Source organism: Caballeronia sp. 11_S32, assembly GCF_056930355.1.
This window is the reverse complement of sequence record NZ_JBXOWH010000003.1, coordinates 2,943,449-2,961,581: the sequence shown is the minus strand read 5'-3', so window position 1 is coordinate 2,961,581 and position 18,133 is coordinate 2,943,449. Positions and strand designations below refer to the sequence as shown.

General features: G+C 62.5%; 13 protein-coding genes and 1 pseudogene. 12 read left to right on the top strand and 2 right to left on the bottom strand.

Translation table 11 applies throughout. The features are described 5' to 3' along the window. The first annotated feature begins 77 nt into the window (after nt 1-77). From leuS to AC1Z32_RS25540, 5 genes are all read left to right on the top strand, one after another. Complete coding sequence (gene leuS / locus AC1Z32_RS25560) at nt 78-2,672, top strand: leucine--tRNA ligase (RefSeq protein ID WP_483481520.1); 2,595 nt, start codon at nt 78-80, stop codon at nt 2,670-2,672. After that, the gene (locus AC1Z32_RS25555) at nt 2,672-3,274 is read left to right on the top strand and encodes an LPS-assembly lipoprotein LptE (protein ID WP_483481519.1); all 603 of its coding nucleotides are present in this window, start codon (nt 2,672-2,674) and stop codon (nt 3,272-3,274) included. The genes leuS and AC1Z32_RS25555 overlap by 1 nt, the downstream gene beginning before the upstream one ends. Nucleotides 3,275-3,296: 22 nt before the next feature. Beyond that, nucleotides 3,297-4,388 (top strand): DNA polymerase III subunit delta, encoded by a 1,092-nt coding sequence (gene holA, locus AC1Z32_RS25550; RefSeq protein ID WP_062605280.1) that lies wholly within the window; start codon nt 3,297-3,299, stop codon nt 4,386-4,388. 97 nt (nt 4,389-4,485) lie between these two features. After that, on the top strand, nt 4,486-5,757 hold the full coding sequence (locus tag AC1Z32_RS25545; RefSeq protein ID WP_483481518.1) for a glutamate-5-semialdehyde dehydrogenase: 1,272 nt from the start codon (nt 4,486-4,488) through the stop codon (nt 5,755-5,757). Between the two features lie 32 nt (nt 5,758-5,789). After that, complete coding sequence (locus AC1Z32_RS25540; protein ID WP_062605282.1) at nt 5,790-6,206, top strand: CopD family protein; 417 nt, start codon at nt 5,790-5,792, stop codon at nt 6,204-6,206. A 53-nt stretch (nt 6,207-6,259) separates the two neighbouring features. Here the strand turns inward: AC1Z32_RS25540 and AC1Z32_RS25535 are convergent, their stop codons facing one another. Continuing rightward, nucleotides 6,260-7,099 (bottom strand): MurR/RpiR family transcriptional regulator, encoded by an 840-nt coding sequence (locus tag AC1Z32_RS25535; RefSeq protein WP_062605283.1) that lies wholly within the window; start codon nt 7,097-7,099, stop codon nt 6,260-6,262. Nucleotides 7,100-7,413: 314 nt separating this feature from the next. Between AC1Z32_RS25535 and edd the strand changes: the two genes are divergently transcribed. The 7 genes and pseudogenes from edd to AC1Z32_RS25500 all read left to right on the top strand — a co-directional run bounded on the left by edd (nt 7,414) and on the right by AC1Z32_RS25500 (nt 16,609). Further along, nucleotides 7,414-9,363 carry a phosphogluconate dehydratase gene (gene edd / locus AC1Z32_RS25530; protein WP_062605284.1) on the top strand — a complete coding sequence of 650 codons (1,950 nt, stop codon included), beginning with the start codon at nt 7,414-7,416 and terminating at the stop codon, nt 9,361-9,363. Between the two features lie 79 nt (nt 9,364-9,442). Further along, entirely contained in the window at nt 9,443-10,075 is a 633-nt protein-coding gene (gene eda, locus AC1Z32_RS25525) for a bifunctional 4-hydroxy-2-oxoglutarate aldolase/2-dehydro-3-deoxy-phosphogluconate aldolase (protein ID WP_062605285.1), read from the top strand. 612 nt (nt 10,076-10,687) lie between these two features. Then, nucleotides 10,688-11,845: a DUF2827 domain-containing protein gene (locus tag AC1Z32_RS25520; protein ID WP_483481517.1), complete on the top strand. Its 1,158-nt coding sequence runs from the start codon at nt 10,688-10,690 to the stop codon at nt 11,843-11,845. Continuing rightward, nucleotides 11,842-12,993 (top strand): DUF2827 domain-containing protein, encoded by a 1,152-nt coding sequence (locus tag AC1Z32_RS25515; RefSeq protein WP_483481516.1) that lies wholly within the window; start codon nt 11,842-11,844, stop codon nt 12,991-12,993. The genes AC1Z32_RS25520 and AC1Z32_RS25515 overlap by 4 nt, the downstream gene beginning before the upstream one ends. Before the next feature lie 54 nt (nt 12,994-13,047). Continuing rightward, nucleotides 13,048-14,169 (top strand): annotated as a pseudogene (locus AC1Z32_RS25510) (DUF2827 family protein). Nucleotides 14,170-14,736: 567 nt separating this feature from the next. Next, nucleotides 14,737-16,101: a GntP family permease gene (locus AC1Z32_RS25505; RefSeq protein WP_062605290.1), complete on the top strand. Its 1,365-nt coding sequence runs from the start codon at nt 14,737-14,739 to the stop codon at nt 16,099-16,101. Between the two features lie 10 nt (nt 16,102-16,111). Further along, nucleotides 16,112-16,609: a gluconokinase gene (locus AC1Z32_RS25500; protein WP_062605291.1), complete on the top strand. Its 498-nt coding sequence runs from the start codon at nt 16,112-16,114 to the stop codon at nt 16,607-16,609. 77 nt (nt 16,610-16,686) lie between these two features. Here AC1Z32_RS25500 and purB read toward each other — a convergent pair whose 3' ends face one another. Beyond that, entirely contained in the window at nt 16,687-18,075 is a 1,389-nt protein-coding gene (gene purB / locus AC1Z32_RS25495; RefSeq protein WP_483481515.1) for an adenylosuccinate lyase, read from the bottom strand. Between the last annotated feature and the right edge of the window lie 58 nt (nt 18,076-18,133).

Genomic DNA, 18,133 nt, shown 5'->3' with positions numbered 1-18,133 from the left:
CAAGGACTCGCCGCTCACAGCGAAAGCGGCCGGTTCCGAGGTCCGTTCCCAGCATTTGCCGAAAGCCAAACCACACCATGCACGATAAATACGTACCCGCCGACGTCGAATCCGCCGCGCAGAGCAACTGGCGCGCGAACGACGTCTACCGGACGACCGAGACGTCGGCCAAGCCCAAGTTCTACTGCGTCTCGATGCTGCCGTATCCGTCGGGCAAGCTGCACATGGGGCACGTGCGCAACTACACCATCAACGACGTGATGTACCGTTATCTGCGCATGAACGGCCACAACACGCTGATGCCGATGGGCTGGGACGCGTTCGGCATGCCCGCCGAGAACGCCGCGATGGCGAACAACGTGCCGCCGGCGAAGTGGACATACGAGAACATCGCGTACATGAAGAAGCAGATGCAGTCGATGGGCCTCGCCATCGACTGGTCGCGCGAAGTCGCCACGTGCTCGCCGGATTACTACAAGTGGAACCAGTGGCTGTTCCTCAAGATGCTGGAAAAGGGCATCGCGTACAAGAAGACCGGCACCGTGAACTGGGACCCGGTTGACCAGACGGTGCTCGCGAACGAGCAGGTCATCGACGGGCGCGGCTGGCGCTCGGGCGCGCTCGTCGAAAAGCGCGAGATTCCGATGTACTACCTGCGCATCACCGATTACGCGGATCAGCTCCTCGACGATCTCGAAGGCCTCGGCTGGCCCGAGCGCGTCAAGGTCATGCAGCAGAACTGGATCGGCAAGAGCTTCGGCGTGAACTTCGGCTTCCCGTACGAGATCGACGGCGAGGCGAAGCTCCTGCGCGTGTTCACCACGCGCGCCGATACCATCATGGGCGTCACCTTCGCGGCGGTCGCGGCGGAGCATCCGCTCGCCACGCGTCTCGCGCGCGACAACGCGGACCTTCAGGCGTTCATCGACGAATGCAAGCGCGGCGGCGTGGCGGAAGCCGATGTCGCCACGATGGAAAAGAAGGGCGTGCCCACGGGCTTTTTCATCACGCATCCGCTGACGGGCGCGCAGGTCGAAGTGTGGATCGGCAACTATGTGCTGATGTCCTACGGCGAAGGCGCGGTGATGGGCGTGCCGTCGCACGACGAACGCGATTTCGCCTTCGCGAAGAAATACGGCTTGCCGATCAATCAGGTGATCGACGTCGAGGGCAAGACCTATTCGACCGACGCCTGGGAAGAGTGGTACGGCGACAAGACCGCGGGCAAGCTCGTCAACAGCGGCAAGTACGACGGCATGACGACCGAGCAGGCCATCGACGCGATCGCCGCCGACCTGAAAGCGAAAGATCTCGGCGACAAGCAGGTCACGTGGCGTCTGCGCGACTGGGGCATTTCGCGCCAGCGCTACTGGGGCACGCCGATTCCGATCATCCACTGCCCGAGTTGCGGCGACGTGCCGGTGCCGGAGAAGGATCTGCCCGTCGTGCTGCCGGAAGACCTCGTGCCGGACGGCTCGGGCAATCCGCTCGCGAAGTCGGAGGCGTTCCTGAATTGCACGTGCCCGAAGTGCGGCGCGGCGGCGAAGCGCGAAACCGACACGATGGACACTTTCGTCGATTCCTCCTGGTACTTCTCGCGCTACAGCGCGCCGGACGCGACCACGATGGTCGACGAGCGTACCGATTACTGGATGCCGATGGATCAGTACATCGGCGGCATCGAACACGCGATTCTTCACCTCTTGTACTCGCGCTTCTGGACCAAGGTCATGCGCGACATGGGCCTCATCAAGTTCGGCGAGCCCGCGAAGAACCTGCTCACGCAGGGCATGGTGCTCAACGAAACGTTCTACCGCGAGGACGCATCGGGCAAGAAGACCTGGTACAACCCGCTCGAAGTCACCGTCGCGCACGACGACAAGGGCCGCCCGACCGGCGCCACGCTGAACGCCGACGGCCAGCCTGTCGTGCTCGGCGGTGTCGAGAAGATGTCGAAGTCGAAGAACAACGGCGTCGATCCGCAGACGTTGATCGATCAGTACGGCGCCGATACCGCGCGTCTCTTCGTGATGTTCGCGGCGCCGCCGGAGCAGTCGCTCGAATGGTCGGGCGCGGGCGTGGAAGGCGCGAGCCGCTTCCTGCGCCGCGTGTGGCACTTCGCGCACGACAACGCCGATGCGCTGCGCCAGCACGCGAAGCTCGATGCATCGAAGCTCAACGACGCCGATAAAACGCTGCGCCGCGAGATCTACACGGTGCTCAAGCAGGCCGACTTCGACTACGGCCGCCTGCAGTACAACACGGTCGTTTCCGCCGCGATGAAGATGCTCAACGCGCTCGACGGCGCGAAGAGCGCAGGCGTCGGCGTGTTGAACGAGACCTTCGGCGTGCTGCTGCGCGTGCTGTATCCGGTGGTGCCGCACATCGCGTTCCAGTTGTGGTCGGAACTCGGCTACGAAGGCGAGTTCGGTCCGCTGCTCGACGCGCCCTGGCCGAAGGTCGACGAAGCCGCGCTCGAGCAATCGGAAATCGAACTCGTGCTGCAGGTGAACGGCAAGGTGCGCGGCGCGCTGACGGTCGCGAAGGACGCGTCGCGCGAAGCCATCGAAAAGGCCGCGGTCGCGCACGAGATGTTCGAGAAGTTCGCGGAAGGCCGCGCGCCGAAGAAGGTGATCGTGGTGCCGGGGCGTCTCGTCAACGTGGTCGTCTGATGCGCAAAACCAGAGGAGTCGATGTGACCGGGAAAGCCGCCGAAAATGGCGTAAGCAGGCGTTCGTTCCTCGCGCTCCTCGGCGGCGCGGTGGCGCTGTCGGCGTGCGGTTTTCAGCTGCGCGGCCAGCAGGACTACGCGTTCAAGCGGCTCGCGGTCACGGGCGGCACGCCGCAGATGGTCGCGCGCCTCGAGCGCATGGTTCAGGGCGGCAGCGATACGGTGATCGTCAAGCCGTTCGAGAAGCCGGACGCGACGCTCAATCTGTCCGAAGGCACTGGCTTGCGCACGCTGAGCCTGAACGCGGCGGGCGTGGTGCAGGAGTACGAGCTCGTCTACAGCCTGAACTATTCGCTGCTGGGCGCGGACGGCACCTTGCTGATCCCGCCGAGCGTTATCGCGCTGAACCGCTCGATGACCTATAGCGATCAGTACACGCTCGCAAAGGCTCAGGAATCGACGCTGCTCTACAACGACATGCGCAATGACGCCGTCGACCAGTTGACGCGCCGGCTCGCGACGGTGCGCTCGCTGCATCCGGCGCCGGGTGAGCGGACGCCGGGCGTCGCGCCGCGCGCGCCGTTGCCCGTGCCGCCGCTGTGACCGTTCGCGCTCGCCCTGCATCATGCAACTGAAGCTCGACGCGCTCGAAGCGCACCTCGCGAAAGGCCTGAAAGGTCTGTATGTCGTCTACGGCGACGAGCATTTGCTCGCGCAGGAAGCGTGCGACCGCATTCGTGCAGCCGCGCGGGCGGGCGGCTTTACTGATCGCACGGTGTTCACGGTCGAGCGCGGCTTCGACTGGAGCGCGCTCATCGGCGCGACGCAGTCGATGTCGCTCTTCGGCGACCGTCAACTGATCGAGCTGCGCATTCCCACCGGCAAGCCCGGCAAGGAAGGCGCGGAATCACTGAAAGCTCTCGCCGGCGCCGACAATCCCGACGTCGTGACGCTCGTCACGCTGCCGCGCCTCGACAGCGCGACGCAGAAGTCTGCCTGGTTCACGGCCTTGCTCGGCGCGGGCGTCGCGCTGAAGATCGATCCGATCGAGCGCGCGCAATTGCCGATGTGGGTCGGCCAGCGGCTCGCGCAGCAAGGCCAGCGCGTCGCGCCCGGCGAGGAAGGGCGGCGCGCGCTGTCGTTCATCGCGGAACGGGTGGAAGGCAATCTGCTTGCCGCGCATCAGGAAATTCAGAAACTCGGCCTGTTGTATCCCGAGGGCGTGCTCACTTTCGAGCAGATTCACGACGCCGTGCTGAACGTCGCGCGCTATGACGTGTTCAAGCTCAACGAGGCGATGCTCACCGGCGATGTCGGGCGGCTCGCGCGCATGCTCGACGGTCTGAAGGGCGAAGGCGAAGCCGCCGTGCTCGTGCTGTGGGCGCTCGTCGAGGAAGTGCGCACGCTGTTGCGCATCAAGCGCGGTGTCGCGGCGGGCAAGCCACTCGCCACGCTCATGCGTGAGAACCGCGTGTGGGGACCGCGCGAGCGGTTGATCGGCCCGGCGCTCTCGCGGGTGACGGACGAAGCGTTGGAGAAGGCGCTGTCGCTCGCGGCGCGGCTCGACCGTCAGGTGAAGGGGCTCTCGGGCAGCACGGGCAAGCGCGGCAGCGAGCCGCCGCCGGACCCGTGGGCCGGCATGTTCGAACTGGCGATGGCGGTCGCGCACGGCGGCAAGCCGGCGCAGGCGGCGCCAGCGCCACGACCGCGTCGCTAGGGCGCTTCTGTTACGCGCTGTTGCAATCCGTGCAACGGCTTAGAATGATCGTTTGAGCGTTCGGCTCCTTGCGAATGCGGCCACATAGAGACTCACGATGAACATCGATCAATACATGACCGACCTCGGCCGCCGCGCACGCACGGCGTCGCGCGCCATGGCGCGGGCGTCGACGGCGGCGAAGAACGCGGCGCTCTTCGCGGTCGCGGAAGCCATCGAGCGCGAGCGCGAAGCGCTGAAGCAGGCGAACGAGCGCGACCTCGCCCGCGCACGCGAAAAGGGTCACGACGCTGCGTTCATCGACCGTCTCACGCTCTCCGACAAGGCGCTGAACACGATGGTCGAAGGCTTGCGTCAGGTGGCCGCACTTGCCGATCCCATCGGCGAAATCAGCGGGCTCAAGTTTCGGCCGAGCGGCATTCAGGTCGGGCAGATGCGCGTGCCGCTCGGCGTGATCGGCATCATCTACGAATCGCGGCCGAATGTGACCATCGACGCCGCCGCGCTCTGCCTCAAATCCGGCAACGCGACCATTCTGCGGGGCGGCTCCGAGGCGCTCGAATGCAACACGGCGCTCGCGAAGCTGATCGGCGTCGGGCTGGAAGCCGCGGGCTTGCCGCAGGACGCGGTGCAGGTCGTCGAGACGGCGGATCGCGCGGCGGTCGGCAAGCTCATCACGATGACCGAGTTCGTCGACGTGATCGTGCCGCGTGGCGGCAAGAGCCTGATCGCGCGCCTGATGGAAGAATCGCGCGTGCCGATGATCAAGCATCTCGACGGCATTTGCCACGTCTACGTCGACGACCGCGCGGATCTCGCGAAGGCGGCGGTCATTTGCGACAACGCGAAGACGCATCGTTACGGCACCTGCAACACGATGGAAACGCTGCTCGTCGCGCGCGGCATCGCGAAGGAAGCGCTGCCGATGCTCGCGCGCGCGTACCAGGCGAAAGACGTGGAACTGCGCGTCGATGGGCAAGCGCGCGGCGTGCTCGAAGCGGCGAACATCGGCGCGCTCGTCGATGCGACCGAGGAAGACTGGAGCACGGAATACCTCGCGCCGGTGCTCGCGATCAAGATCGTCGGCGGTCTCGATGAAGCCGTCGACCATATCAATACCTACGGATCGCATCACACCGATGCCATCGTCACCGAAGATCACGACCGCGCAATGCGCTTCCTGCGCGAAGTGGATTCGGCGAGCGTGATGGTGAACGCTTCGACGCGCTTCGCCGATGGCTTCGAATTCGGGCTCGGCGCGGAAATCGGCATTTCGAACGACAAGTTGCACGCGCGCGGCCCGGTGGGGCTGGAAGGACTGACGTCGCTCAAGTATGTGGTGCTCGGGCGCGGCGAAGTGCGTCAATAAGCGCGATCGGACGAGAAGAAGCAAGAAGAACGATGCTCTGGATCAAATCGCTGCATATCGTGCTGGTCGCCTCGTGGTTCGCGGGGCTTTTCTATCTCCCACGCATCTTCGTGAACCTCGCGATGGAGACGGACCCCGCAGCCACCGCGCGCCTGCTGCTGATGGCGCGCAAGCTGTTTCGCTTCATGACGTTCATCGCGGTGCCCGCGCTCGCGTGCGGGCTGTGGCTGTGGCTCGTCGCCGGAATCGGCGCGGGGCAGGGCTGGCTGCACGCGAAGCTGACGATCGTCGTGTTGCTGATCGCCTATCACGCGTATTGCGGGCGTTTGCTGCACACGTTCCAGCGCGGTGAGAACAGGCGCTCGGACAAGTGGTACCGGATGTTCAATGAGCTGCCGGTGCTCGGGCTGCTCGGCGCGACGCTGCTGGTCGTGATCAAGCCGTTCTGATAGCGCCCGATTCACTGCGCGGCGCGAGCATTCGCCAGATCGACGCGCGGCCGCTAAATCCCGACCCGCCGTCTTTCCAGCACGCCTTTCGCATCGGCGAGCTTCTCCGCCAGTTCCGGCCCGCGCGCGAGCGCTAGTCCGACCGCCAGAATATCGCCGATCGCGAGGTGCGAAACGCGTGACGTCATGGGTGAAAAGATGTCGGTGTCTTCATCGACATTGGCGAACAATCCGACCGTCGCGAGGCGCGCAAGCGGCGAATTCCCGTGCGTGATCGCGATGACTTTCGCTCCGCCGTTCAGCGCGGATCGGCACGCGTCGAGAATGTCGCGGGTGCGGCCGGTGTTGGATATCGCGACGACAACATCGTTCGCGCCCAGCAGCGCGGCGGACGTCGTATAGGTATGCGGGTCCGCGTAGGCGACCGACGGCACGCCCAGCCGAAAGAACTTGTGCTGCATGTCGAGCGCCGCAATGCCCGAGCCGCCCGCGCCATAGAACTCAATACGCCGCGCGGCGCTCAGAATCTCGATCGCCGCGGCTACGCTGTCCGTCGACAGACTGTTGCGCACCTGGATCAGCGCTCCGATGGTCCGGTCGAGCACCTTCGCCGCGACGCCCGCCGGCGGCTCGTCGCTGCGCACATCGCGATAAACGGTGGGAACGTCCGCTGCTACGCTCTGCGCAAGGCGGATCTTGAATTCGCGAAACCCTGAAAAGCCGAGCGCCTGACAGAATCGGGCGATGGTCGGCTGGCTCACGCCCGCGCGCGCGGCGAAATCGGTCATCGACAGATCGAGCACTTCGCGCGGCGCCTCGAGCACGTAATCCGCGAGCTTGCGCTCGGACGGCCGCAACTGCTCGCGCATCGCTTCGACTTGGGACAGCAACATCGGAAATCTCGCCTATGCTGAAAATTGCTTCGGACTATAGCGGATGATCCGCTTTGTACAAATACTACATGTTTAGGTAGTACATTCTCAGTGTTTTCCCTGGGCGCCCCGCTGGCTAACCTAGATATTTGAACGCTGGTTGAGCAGATAGATGCCCTAGCCCGTTGTCAGCATGTAGTTTTTCTACTAGTATTTCGTTGCGCGGCGAGCACACGGAACGAGCATCAAGAACAAGAGTCAACCGCCGGTCCTCGCACTATCCAAAACCCAATCCTCGACGGCAGGCGCGCCGGGAGTGAGACGAAGGAGCTTCGATGGTTTCCCCGCATCCGCAACTCAAAAAAGTCACCGATCGCGTCATCGAGCGCAGCAAGGCCACGCGCGCGGCGTATCTCGCGCGCATCGACGCCGCGCAAGGTCATTTTCCGGCTCGCGGTGCGCTGTCGTGCGCGAACCTCGCTCACGGTTTCGCCGGTCTCGAGGGCCAGGAAAAGTTCGCGATCAAGGCGGTGCGCGAGCCGAATATCGGCATCGTGTCGTCGTACAACGAGATGCTCTCGGCGCATGCGCCCTACAAGAGCTTTCCGGACATCATCAAGCAGGCGGCGCGCGAGCACGGCGGCATCGCGCAGTTCGCGGGCGGCGTGCCGGCCATGTGCGACGGCATCACGCAGGGCAACGCGGGCATGGAGCTGTCGCTTTTCTCGCGCGAAGTCATCGCGATGAGCACGGCCGTCGCGCTGACGCACAACATGTTCGATGCGGCGCTGTGCCTGGGCGTCTGCGACAAGATCGTGCCGGGGCTCGCGATCGGCGCGCTGCAATTCGGCCATCTGCCCACGATCTTCGTGCCCGCCGGCCCGATGACGAGCGGCCTCACCAACGACGAAAAGGCCAAAGTGCGTCAGGAGTTCGCCACCGGCAAGTGCGACCGCGGCGCGCTGCTCGAAGCGGAAGCGGCGGCCTATCACAGTCACGGCACGTGCACGTTCTACGGCACGGCCAACAGCAACCAGATGCTGATGGAGGTGATGGGCCTGCATCTGCCGAGCGCGGCTTTCGTGCATCCGCACACGCCGTTGCGCGATGCGCTCACCGCCGAGGCGGCGCGCCGGGTGCTCGATCTCACATTCGAACGCGGCAACTACACGCCGATCGGCCATGTCGTCGATGAAAAGGCCATCGTGAACGGCATCGTCGCGCTGCTGGCGACGGGCGGCTCGACCAATCACACGCTGCATCTCGTGGCGATCGCGCGTGCGGCGGGCATCGTCATCGACTGGAACGATTTCGACGAACTCTCGCAAGCGGTGCCGCTGCTCGCGAAGATCTACCCGAACGGCAAGGCCGACGTGAACCACTTCCACGCGGCGGGCGGCGTCGCGTTCCTCGTGCGCAACCTGCTCGAAGGCGGCTTGCTGCATGAGGACGTGCAGACGGTCGTCGGCCGTGGTCTGTCGCATTACACGAAGGAGCCGAAGCTCATCGACGGCAAGCTGCAATGGGTCGACGGCGCTGAGGAAAGCCACGACACCAAGGTGCTGCGCGGCATCGGCGAGCCTTTCCAGCCGGACGGCGGACTGCGTCTGATGCAGGGCAAGCTCGGTCGCGGCGTGATCAAGATCTCGGCGGTGGCGCCGGAGCATCGCGTGGTGAAGGCGCCGGCCATCGTCTTCAATTCGCAGGAAGAAGTGCAGGAAGCGTTCGACAAGGGCGAACTGAAGCGCGATTTCGTCGCCGTCGTGCGTTTCCAGGGCGCGCGCGCGAACGGGATGCCGGAGCTGCATCGGTTGACGCCGCTTCTCGGCGTGTTGCAGGATCAGGGCTTCCATGTCGCGCTGGTGACGGACGGTCGCATGTCGGGTGCGTCGGGCAAGGTGCCGGCTGTTATTCACGTGTCGCCTGAAGCGCTGCTGCAAGGTCCGCTCGGCAAGGTGCGCACCGGCGACATGCTCGTCATCGACGCGCCCGCGGGCGTGCTCGACATCGAGATCGGCGCGAGCGAGTGGGAAGCGCGCGTGGTCGAAGCGCCGCGGAACCAGGCGGAGAACGAAGCAGGCTTCGGGCGCGAGTTGTTCGGCGTGTTCCGTAGCGCGGCGCTGCCGGCGGAAGAGGGCGCTTCGGTGTTCGGCGCGCTGATCGGCGCATCGGCCGGCCAGGACGGGCAGGCGAACGGCGCGGCGAACACGCAGGAAAGAAACGCGCTTCGCGACAACGCGCGCGCGGCGGCGTCGGCGCTGAACAAGGCGCACGCCGCGCATTGAGTGCGCACGCGCTCGAATCTGAGAGAAACCCGCGGACCGATGGAACAGGTGCCGCATCAAAGACCAGGAGTCGCAACAAATGAAAACGGTGAGTGAAATCGTGCGTCTCGGGCCGGTGATTCCGGTCCTCGCTTTCGAAACGGTCGAGCAGGGCGAACACGTGTCGCGCGCGCTGCACGCGGGCGGCGTGAAGGTGCTGGAGATCACGCTGCGAACGCCGGCGGGCATCGGCGCGATCGAGCGCGCGAGCGAGCTGGCGGACGATATCGTCGTCGGTGTAGGCACCATCACGAAGCCCGAGCACTGCGCCCAGGCAAAGAAGGCGGGTGCGCAGTTCGGCGTGTCGCCCGGTCTCACCAGGGACATGCACAAAGCCGCGCAGGATGCCGGTCTGCCGCTCCTCCCGGGCGTGATGACGCCGAGCGACATCATCACGGCGATGGAATTGGGCTACGAGATCGTCAAGTTCTTCCCGGCGCAGCAGGCGGGCGGAATTCCGATGTTGCAGGCGTTCTACGGACCGTTCCCGAATCTGAAATTCTGTCCGACGGGCGGCATCACGGCGGAGACCGCGACGAGCTTCCTTGCGCAGCCCAACGTGGTGTGCGTCGGCGGTTCATGGCTGACGCCGAAAGCCGCGCTGGCGGCGCAGAATTGGGAAGAAGTCACGCGGCTCGCGCGTGCCGCGAGCGAACTCGCGCCGCACAACTGAAGCTTCGCGAAAGCGCGACGCCACGCGTCGCGCTTTCATCGCCGTTTTCCGGCAACCGCCGTCTGCGGACGGCTTGATCCATCTCCGCTCCCATCCTTCGCATCGCCGGACCAGTCGGTCGCCGTCGATCGCGTCACGTTCATCGTCGCCTGGCCTCGAGCCGAATCATTTCCCCAGCGTTGACGGTTCACCGCATCATGCATTCAGATGCGCGTCTTATTGAATGTCTGCTGTAAGACGCATGCTGCGATCATTGATTTGGCGTCCACGGCATTTCGATGCCGTTCGATTCAGCTTTTGAAGCACATTGATAATCGAATCGAAATAGTGAACGCCACTTCAATTTATTGCGCCCACCATCGCGATAAGACTAATCTCATTAAATCTCAAAGATTGTTAAATTTAGAGATTATTCTATGTACTTGATCTCATCGAAGATGCATACAGGGGCGCAGCCGCTACCCTTATCGCCCTCTCGTCTCTCTGGCATGGCTTTGAAGCGATCGTAGCGCGCCGCTCCGGCGCGCGTGCTGCAGCATGATGCGGATCGCTAAGGATTGAAGCAGCGGCTTTTCTACAAGCGCATCATCGTATTTTTGGGATATAAATCCGGTGACTATTCGAGTCGGAATTTCAGTCGTCACGCATCACGGTCAGAACATCTGGCAAAACGGTCTTGGTCAGAATGTGATCTTTTTTGCTGAAGTACTGCAGAAACTTCCATTCGTGGAAAGCGTTTCGCTGATCGATGTCGGCGATCAGAACGCCATGCCACCGCAAGTCGCTACGGCGTCGAAAGGTTTGCACATCATGCGCATTCAGGAAGCGACCGACGCAGTGGAAGTCGTATTCGAAATGGGCGGCGCACTCGACACGCAATGGCTCGATCTCATGCGCGCCCGGGGCAAGAAGGTGGTGTATTACTGCTGCGGTCAGCCGTATGTCGGACTGGTGGAGGCGCCGGTGTTCGACAAGCCCGTCCACTTCATGCGACCGGAGCGTTACGACGAAGTGTGGCTGATGCCGAAGGATCGCCTCTCCGTCCCGATGATGCGCACGCTGCATCGTTGCGACGTGCACCTGATTCCGTTCATCTGGCATCCGCAGCTTCTCGAACGGCGCATCGCCGAAGTCAATGAGCTTGGACTCACGTACGGCTATCAGAAACGAACCGATGTCGCGTTGCAGGGGCCGCCGCACACTCAAGGTTTCCGCGTGGCCATGTTCGAACCCAACATTTCAGTCGTCAAAACGTCCAGCATTCCGATGCTCGTTTGCGAAGAGGCGTATCGCGCCGATCCTTCGAGCGTTTCGCATATGCACGTGCTCAATACGCTGCACATGAAGGATCACCCGACGCTCACCTACATGGCCATCTCGCTGAATATCGTCAAGGACAGCAAGGCGACGTTTCACGGCCGCAATGACATCGCCGGCTTCATGGCGCAATTCGCCGACGCGGTGGTATCGCATCAGTGGGGCAACGACCAGAACTATCTGTATCTCGACGTGCTCTACGGCGGCTATCCGCTCGTGCACAACTCACAGTGGCTGGACGCGGGCTACTACTACCCCGGTTTCAACGCGCAGGAAGGCGGTCGCCAGTTGCTGCGCGCCGCGCGTGAACACGACGCGTCGCTCGCCGTTTATCGCCAGCGTCCACAGCGCGTCATCGATGCGGTCAATCCGTTCAATCAAGCCAACCTGCACGCCTTCGCGGACCGGTTGCTGCATCTCTGTCATCGCAGTGGGGCGAAGCTCGGCGTATGAACAAGCAATCCAGTAGCCGTATGCCGGAGCGGCTGAATGTCGGCGTATCGATCTTTATTCGCAAGGGCGAGCAATCGCTCTGGGAAAACGGCATCTTTCAGAACTGCCTGTACCTGGTCATGCTGCTGAAGCACTCGCCGCGCGTCAAATCCACGTATCTCGTGGCCGGCAGCGGCGATGGCGGCCCGGAAGACGCGAAACGCTTTCTCGTCGATTCTCCCGCGCCGCTCATCGACATGAAAACGGCCATGACGAAGCTCGACGTGATGATCGAGATGAGCGCCCAGCTCAACCGCGAATGGTCGATCAAGTTCCGCGAGCGCGGAGGCAAGGTCATCACGATGCGCGTGGGCAACGACTATGTGATTGATATCGAGCGCATGGTGTTCAACCTGCAGCACGCGCTGCTGATTTCTGGCGCGCCTTACGACGAAGTCTGGACGCTCCCCGAGTACGAAAACAGTTGCGCACCGTATTTCGAGACGCTGTTCCGAGCGCCGGTCAAGCTCATGCCGCATTTGCGGAGCCCGGTGGTGCTCGACCGTGAGGTCGCGAAATTGCAGGAAGGGCAGAAGTTCGGCTATCAGCCCGGGCGCCGCCGCTGGCGTATCGGCATCTTCGAGCCGAACGTCTGCATGGTGAAGACGAGCTATATCCCGATGCTGTGTTGCGAAGTGGCGCATCGGGAGAATCCGGACATGATCGAGCGCATGTATGCGTACAACACGTTCAAGCTCAAGGATCACGCGGCGTTCGCGGGGTTCGCGAACAGCCTCGACATCGTGAAGCATGGACTCGGGTCGTTCGAGGGGCGCTTCCCGTTTGCTCAGATCGTTCCTATATCAGTGGACGCCGTCGTGAGCCACCAATGGGAGAACCCGCAGAACTACATCTATTACGAGGCGCTCTACGGCGGCTACCCGCTGATCCACAACTCGCGCCTCATCGGCGATTGCGGGTACCGGTATCACGATTTCGATTGCGAAGAGGGTGGCCGGGTGTTGCAGCGTGTGTTCGTGCAACACGATCAGAACCTCGAAAGCTATCGCGCGACCGCGAAGTCGTTCCTGAGAACGCTCGATCCCGAGAACGAGGAGAACGTGCGGAAGTACACGGAAGCAATCGAAGCCGTCTACGTAAGAGCATGACGACGACATTCGGCGAATCAGTGATCGGGCAACAGGGTAATGGAGTGTAGTGCAATGAAGAAGCTGCGTATCGGTATCGTAATCGGTCTCCACCATGAGGCCGAGACGCTGTGGAACAACGGCATCAAGCAAAGCGCCGTGTTTCTGGCAAAAGCACTCAAAAATTGCCCGAACGTGCAGAGCGTGGTGCTCATGAACACCACGCACGTTCCGATTACCGACAAGTTGCCGTGGACCTGAATCGCTGGCCTACCCGGACCTTTCAGGAAGCAAAGGACGATCTCGACGTGCTGATCGAACTAGGCGGGCACGTCGATCCGATGGCCTCCGAGTATCTCAAGCAGCGCGGCGTGCATCTCGTTTCGTATTGCTGCGGCTTCGAATATGTCCATGCGATGGAGTTCATTCTCTTCGATCGCCTGAGCGCCGGCGAAGACCTTTTCCAATCAGCGCTACGAGGATATCTGGATAATTCCGCAGGTCGAGAACACCAGCCAGCCGTATTTCGAAGTGCTGCGGAGGTCGGCCGCGCAGGTCGTGCCCTTTATCTGGAGCCCCGTGTTTCTGAACGCGCGAACGGCTGCATTGCCGCACTCGGGCGAGTATCAGCCGCGTAACGGTCGCAGGCGACTGAGCTGATGGAGCCGATCACCAACGTGGTCCTGTTCTGTCTCTATTCGGCGATCATCGCGGAACTCGCCTTTCGCGAACGGCCAGAGATGATCGAATTGTTGCAGGTGACGAATGCGCAGCACCTAGTGACCCACTGCAAGGAGTTCATCGCGCTGATGAACCAGCTCGATATCGTTCATCAGCGAAAGGCCGTTTTTCTCGGAAGATTCGACACGCGACCTTCTTTGCAGAGCGCACGGACGTCATCGTTTCGCATTAGGGGGAAAACCCGTGAGCTATTTTTACCTCGAGGTGTGCCGGCAAGGTTATCCGCTCGTGCATAACGCTACGTTGCGCACGGATCTCGGCTATTACTACGCCAATAACGATGTGAAGGCTGGTGCCCGGCGCGTGGTTGACGGGATAGAAAATCACGATTCGCAACTGGCGCAATATCGGGATGCGCAGCGTGTACCGATTGACCGCAATTTGCCTCAAAACGCGGAGTTGGTGAACGCGTATGGTGGTTTGCTGGAATCGCTCGTCTTGAAGCCTCTTCGGTAAGTCCTCCTCGGATTTCTCCCAATCCTAGTTTCAATGCACGGACGCGGCCAGTTGCGATCGGCGTGCTCTCCGCATGTTCGACCGATGTGGGTTTGACCTACACGACCCGCCAAGTCAACATCGCAGGGCACGCCGAGGCCTATCGCGGCACGTGCCCGGGCCTGTTCGAATCGCAACGCTCGTGCATGGCCGCGGCCGCGCGAGTCTGCAAGGATCGACAAGTCGTACTCCTCCAGGCAGTCGATGGCGTGCAGGGCGATCAGGGCCGCAACAACCCGCGCGACATAACCTTCCGATGCGCTCCGGCAGCCGCGGGCTCCAGGCTAGGCGCGTAGACAATCATCACGGTTTGTGCAAGTCGGGCCGACGTCTCAACCGGGCGTCGGCTTTCTTACATCCGAAACTTTCGCTCCCCGCGCGCGTTTTCGAGTCGACTTCCACGCTTACAAGTAAAATTCCGTTGCCCAGCGCCGTGATTGCGCTTGCCGGACGTTGTAGATGTGCAGTGCAGCGACGGCAAACGCATTCCCTGCGCAAAAAAATCTCAACGAAATCAAAGGAGGCATCATGCCGGCTGTCCACGGGAGCATGCTGCTGCTCTACGCAGTGATCGCGATCGCGGTTCTAATTCTGATGATCGCGCGCTACAAGGTTTACCCGTTCCTCGTTCTCATGATCGTGTCCGTGCTGCTGGCCCTCGCGGTCGGCATGCCGATGGACAAAATCGTGAAGTCGTTCGAAACCGGCAACGGCAACACGCTCGGTCACATTGCGGTCGTGGTCGGTCTGGGTACGATGCTCGGCAAGATGATGGCCGAATCGGGCGGCGCCGAGCGCATCGCGAATACGCTGATCCATCTGTTCGGCGAAAAGAACATCCACTGGGCGATGATGGTCGTCGCGATCATCGTCGGCTTGCCGGTGTTCTTCGAAGTCGGCTTCGTGCTGCTGATTCCGATCGCGTTCAACGTCGCCAAACGCACCGGCAAATCGCTGCTGTTGATCGGCCTGCCGATGGTCGCCGGCCTCTCGGTCGTCCATGGCCTGATTCCGCCGCACCCGGCCGCGCTGCTCGCGGTGCAGCAATATCACGCCGATATCGGCAAGACGATTGCCTACGGCCTGATCGTCGGCGTGCCGACAGCGATCGTCGCGGGTCCGCTGTTCGCGCTCCTGATCCACAAATACATCAAGCTGCCGGATGCGAACGCGCTCGCCGACCAGTTCACCGAAAAGCACGGTGATACGCAGACGAAGCGCGATCTGCCGAGCTTCGGCATCACGCTGTTCACCATTCTGCTGCCGGTCATTCTGATGCTGGTCGGAAGCTGGGCGGATCTGGTCTTCGCGCCGAAGACGCTGCCGAACGATCTGCTGCGCTTCATCGGACAATCGGACATGGCGCTCCTGATCGCCGTGCTGGTCAGCTTCTGGACCTTCGGCGCGGCACGCGGCTTCAATCGCGAGCAGATCCAGAAGTTCTGCGGCGAATGTCTCGCGCCGATCGCGGGCATCACGCTGATCGTCGGCGCGGGCGGCGGTTTCGGCCAGGTTCTGCGCGATAGCGGCATCTCCCAGCAGATTGTCGCCACCGCGTCGCAGGCGAACTTGTCGCCGCTCTTGCTCGGCTGGTTCGTCGCCGCGCTGATCCGCCTGGCCACCGGCTCGGCGACCGTCGCGATGACCACCGCCTGCGGCATTGTCGCGCCGATCGCCGCCGCGGCCGGCGGCCACACGAGTCCGGAACTGCTGGTGCTCGCCACCGGCTCCGGCTCGCTGATTTTTTCGCACGTGAACGATGGCGGCTTCTGGCTGATCAAAGAGTATTTCGGGATGACGGTCGGACAAACGTTCAAGACGTGGTCGTTGCTCGAGACCATCATTTCCCTGATGGGCCTCGGTTTGACCTTCGTGCTTGCGGCGTTCGTCTAAGGAGAATCAGATGATTTTGATCGCGATGGGCGTGTCGGGCGCCGGCAAGTCTTTGATCGGCGAACTGCTGGCGGAACGCTTGCAATGTTCGTTCACCGATGGCGACGCGTTTCACAGCGCCGCGAATAAGGAAAAGATGCACAAGGGCATCCCTTTGACGGACGACGACCGTTGGCCGTGGCTGAGGACGATTCGCGCCGCGATCGAGGAAAAGCAGCGCGCGGGTGAGACAGCCGTGTTCACGTGTTCGTCGCTGAAACGTTCGTATCGCGACATCCTGCGCGAGGGCGACAAGGACGTGTGCTTCGTCTATCTCGAAGGCACGTTCGAGGTTTTGCACGAGCGGCTTGGATCGCGCACGGGCCACTTCTTCGAACCGTCGCTGCTGCAGAGCCAGCTCGATACGCTCGAACCACCGGGTGAGGACGAGGCGATCATCGTGAGCATCGAGCATACGCCCGAGGAGATCGTCGATATCGTGATTGAGGAACTCAAGACGCGCGACTGATTGGCGCTTCGATCAAGAAAAAGGCCCCGCGTCGCGAGACGCGGGGCCTTTCTCATTGGTGCGATGCCGCGCGATCTTTAAGCGATGCGCTTCGCCAGTTCGACGGCCTTGCCGATATACGAGCCGGGCGTCATCTCAAGCAGCAGCTTCTTCGCATCGGCCGGAATCGCCAGTCCGCCGATGAAAGTCTGCAGTGCCTCGCGCGTGATGCCTTTGCCGCGCGTGAGCTCCTTCAATTGCTCATACGGATTCTCGATGCCATAGCGGCGCATCACCGTCTGAACCGGCTCCGCGAGCACTTCCCACGTGTTGTCGAGGTCTTCGTTCAGGCGAGCCGCGTTCACTTCCAGCTTGTCGAGGCCGCGGATCAGCGCGTCGTACGCAAGCAGCGAATAGCCGAACGCCACGCCGATGTTGCGCAGCACGGTCGAATCCGTCAGATCGCGTTGCCAGCGCGACACCGGCAGCTTTTCCGAGAGATGGCGCAGCGTCGCGTTCGCGAGGCCGAGGTTGCCTTCGGAGTTTTCGAAATCGATCGGATTGACCTTGTGCGGCATCGTCGACGAACCGATCTCACCGGCCTTCGTCTTTTGCTTGAAGTAGCCGAGCGAGATATAGCCCCAGACATCGCGATCGAGGTCGAGCAGGATCGTATTTGCGCGCGCGACGGCGTCGAACAGTTCGGCCATGTAGTCGTGCGGCTCGATCTGGATCGTGTATGGATTGAACGTGAGCTTCAGGCGATTCTCGACGACATCCTTCGAGAACGCTTCCCAGTCGAACTCCGGATACGCCGACAGATGCGCGTTGAAGTTGCCGACCGCGCCGTTCATCTTGCCGAGCAGCTCGACTTTCTCGATGCGCTGGATCGCACGCGCGAGACGCGCGCCGACGTTGGCGATTTCCTTGCCGAGCGTCGTGGGGCTGGCGGGCTGGCCGTGCGTGCGCGAGAGCATCGGCTGCTCGGCGTGCGCATGCGCGAGCTTCACGAGGCGTTCATGCACCGAGCGCAGCGCGGGCAGGATCACGCGCTCGCGCGCGCCGGCGAGCATCAGTCCGTGCGATGTGTTGTTGATGTCTTCCGACGTGCACGCGAAGTGGATGAACTCGCTGGCGCGTTCGAGTTCCGGCTGGCCCTTGACCGACTCCTTGAGCCAGTATTCGACGGCCTTCACATCGTGATTCGTGACGCGCTCGATGTCCTTGATGCGCGCGGCGTCGTGCGCGGTGAAGCGCTCGGCGAGGCTCAGCAGGAACTGCTCGGACGCTTCGGAAAAGCGCGGCACTTCCGCGAAGCCCGCACGCGACAGCGCGATCAGCCAGTGAATTTCGACCGTCACGCGATGACGCATGAATGCGGCTTCGGAGAGCCAGTCGCGCAGGGCTTCGGTCTTGGCGGCGTAGCGGCCGTCGAGCGGCGAGAGCGCGGTGAGCGCAAAGAGGGTATCGGGACGGGTATCGGACATGATTGCGTGCCGCAGGAAGGAAAAGACGGGAGAACCGCGCATTTTACCATCGGATGCG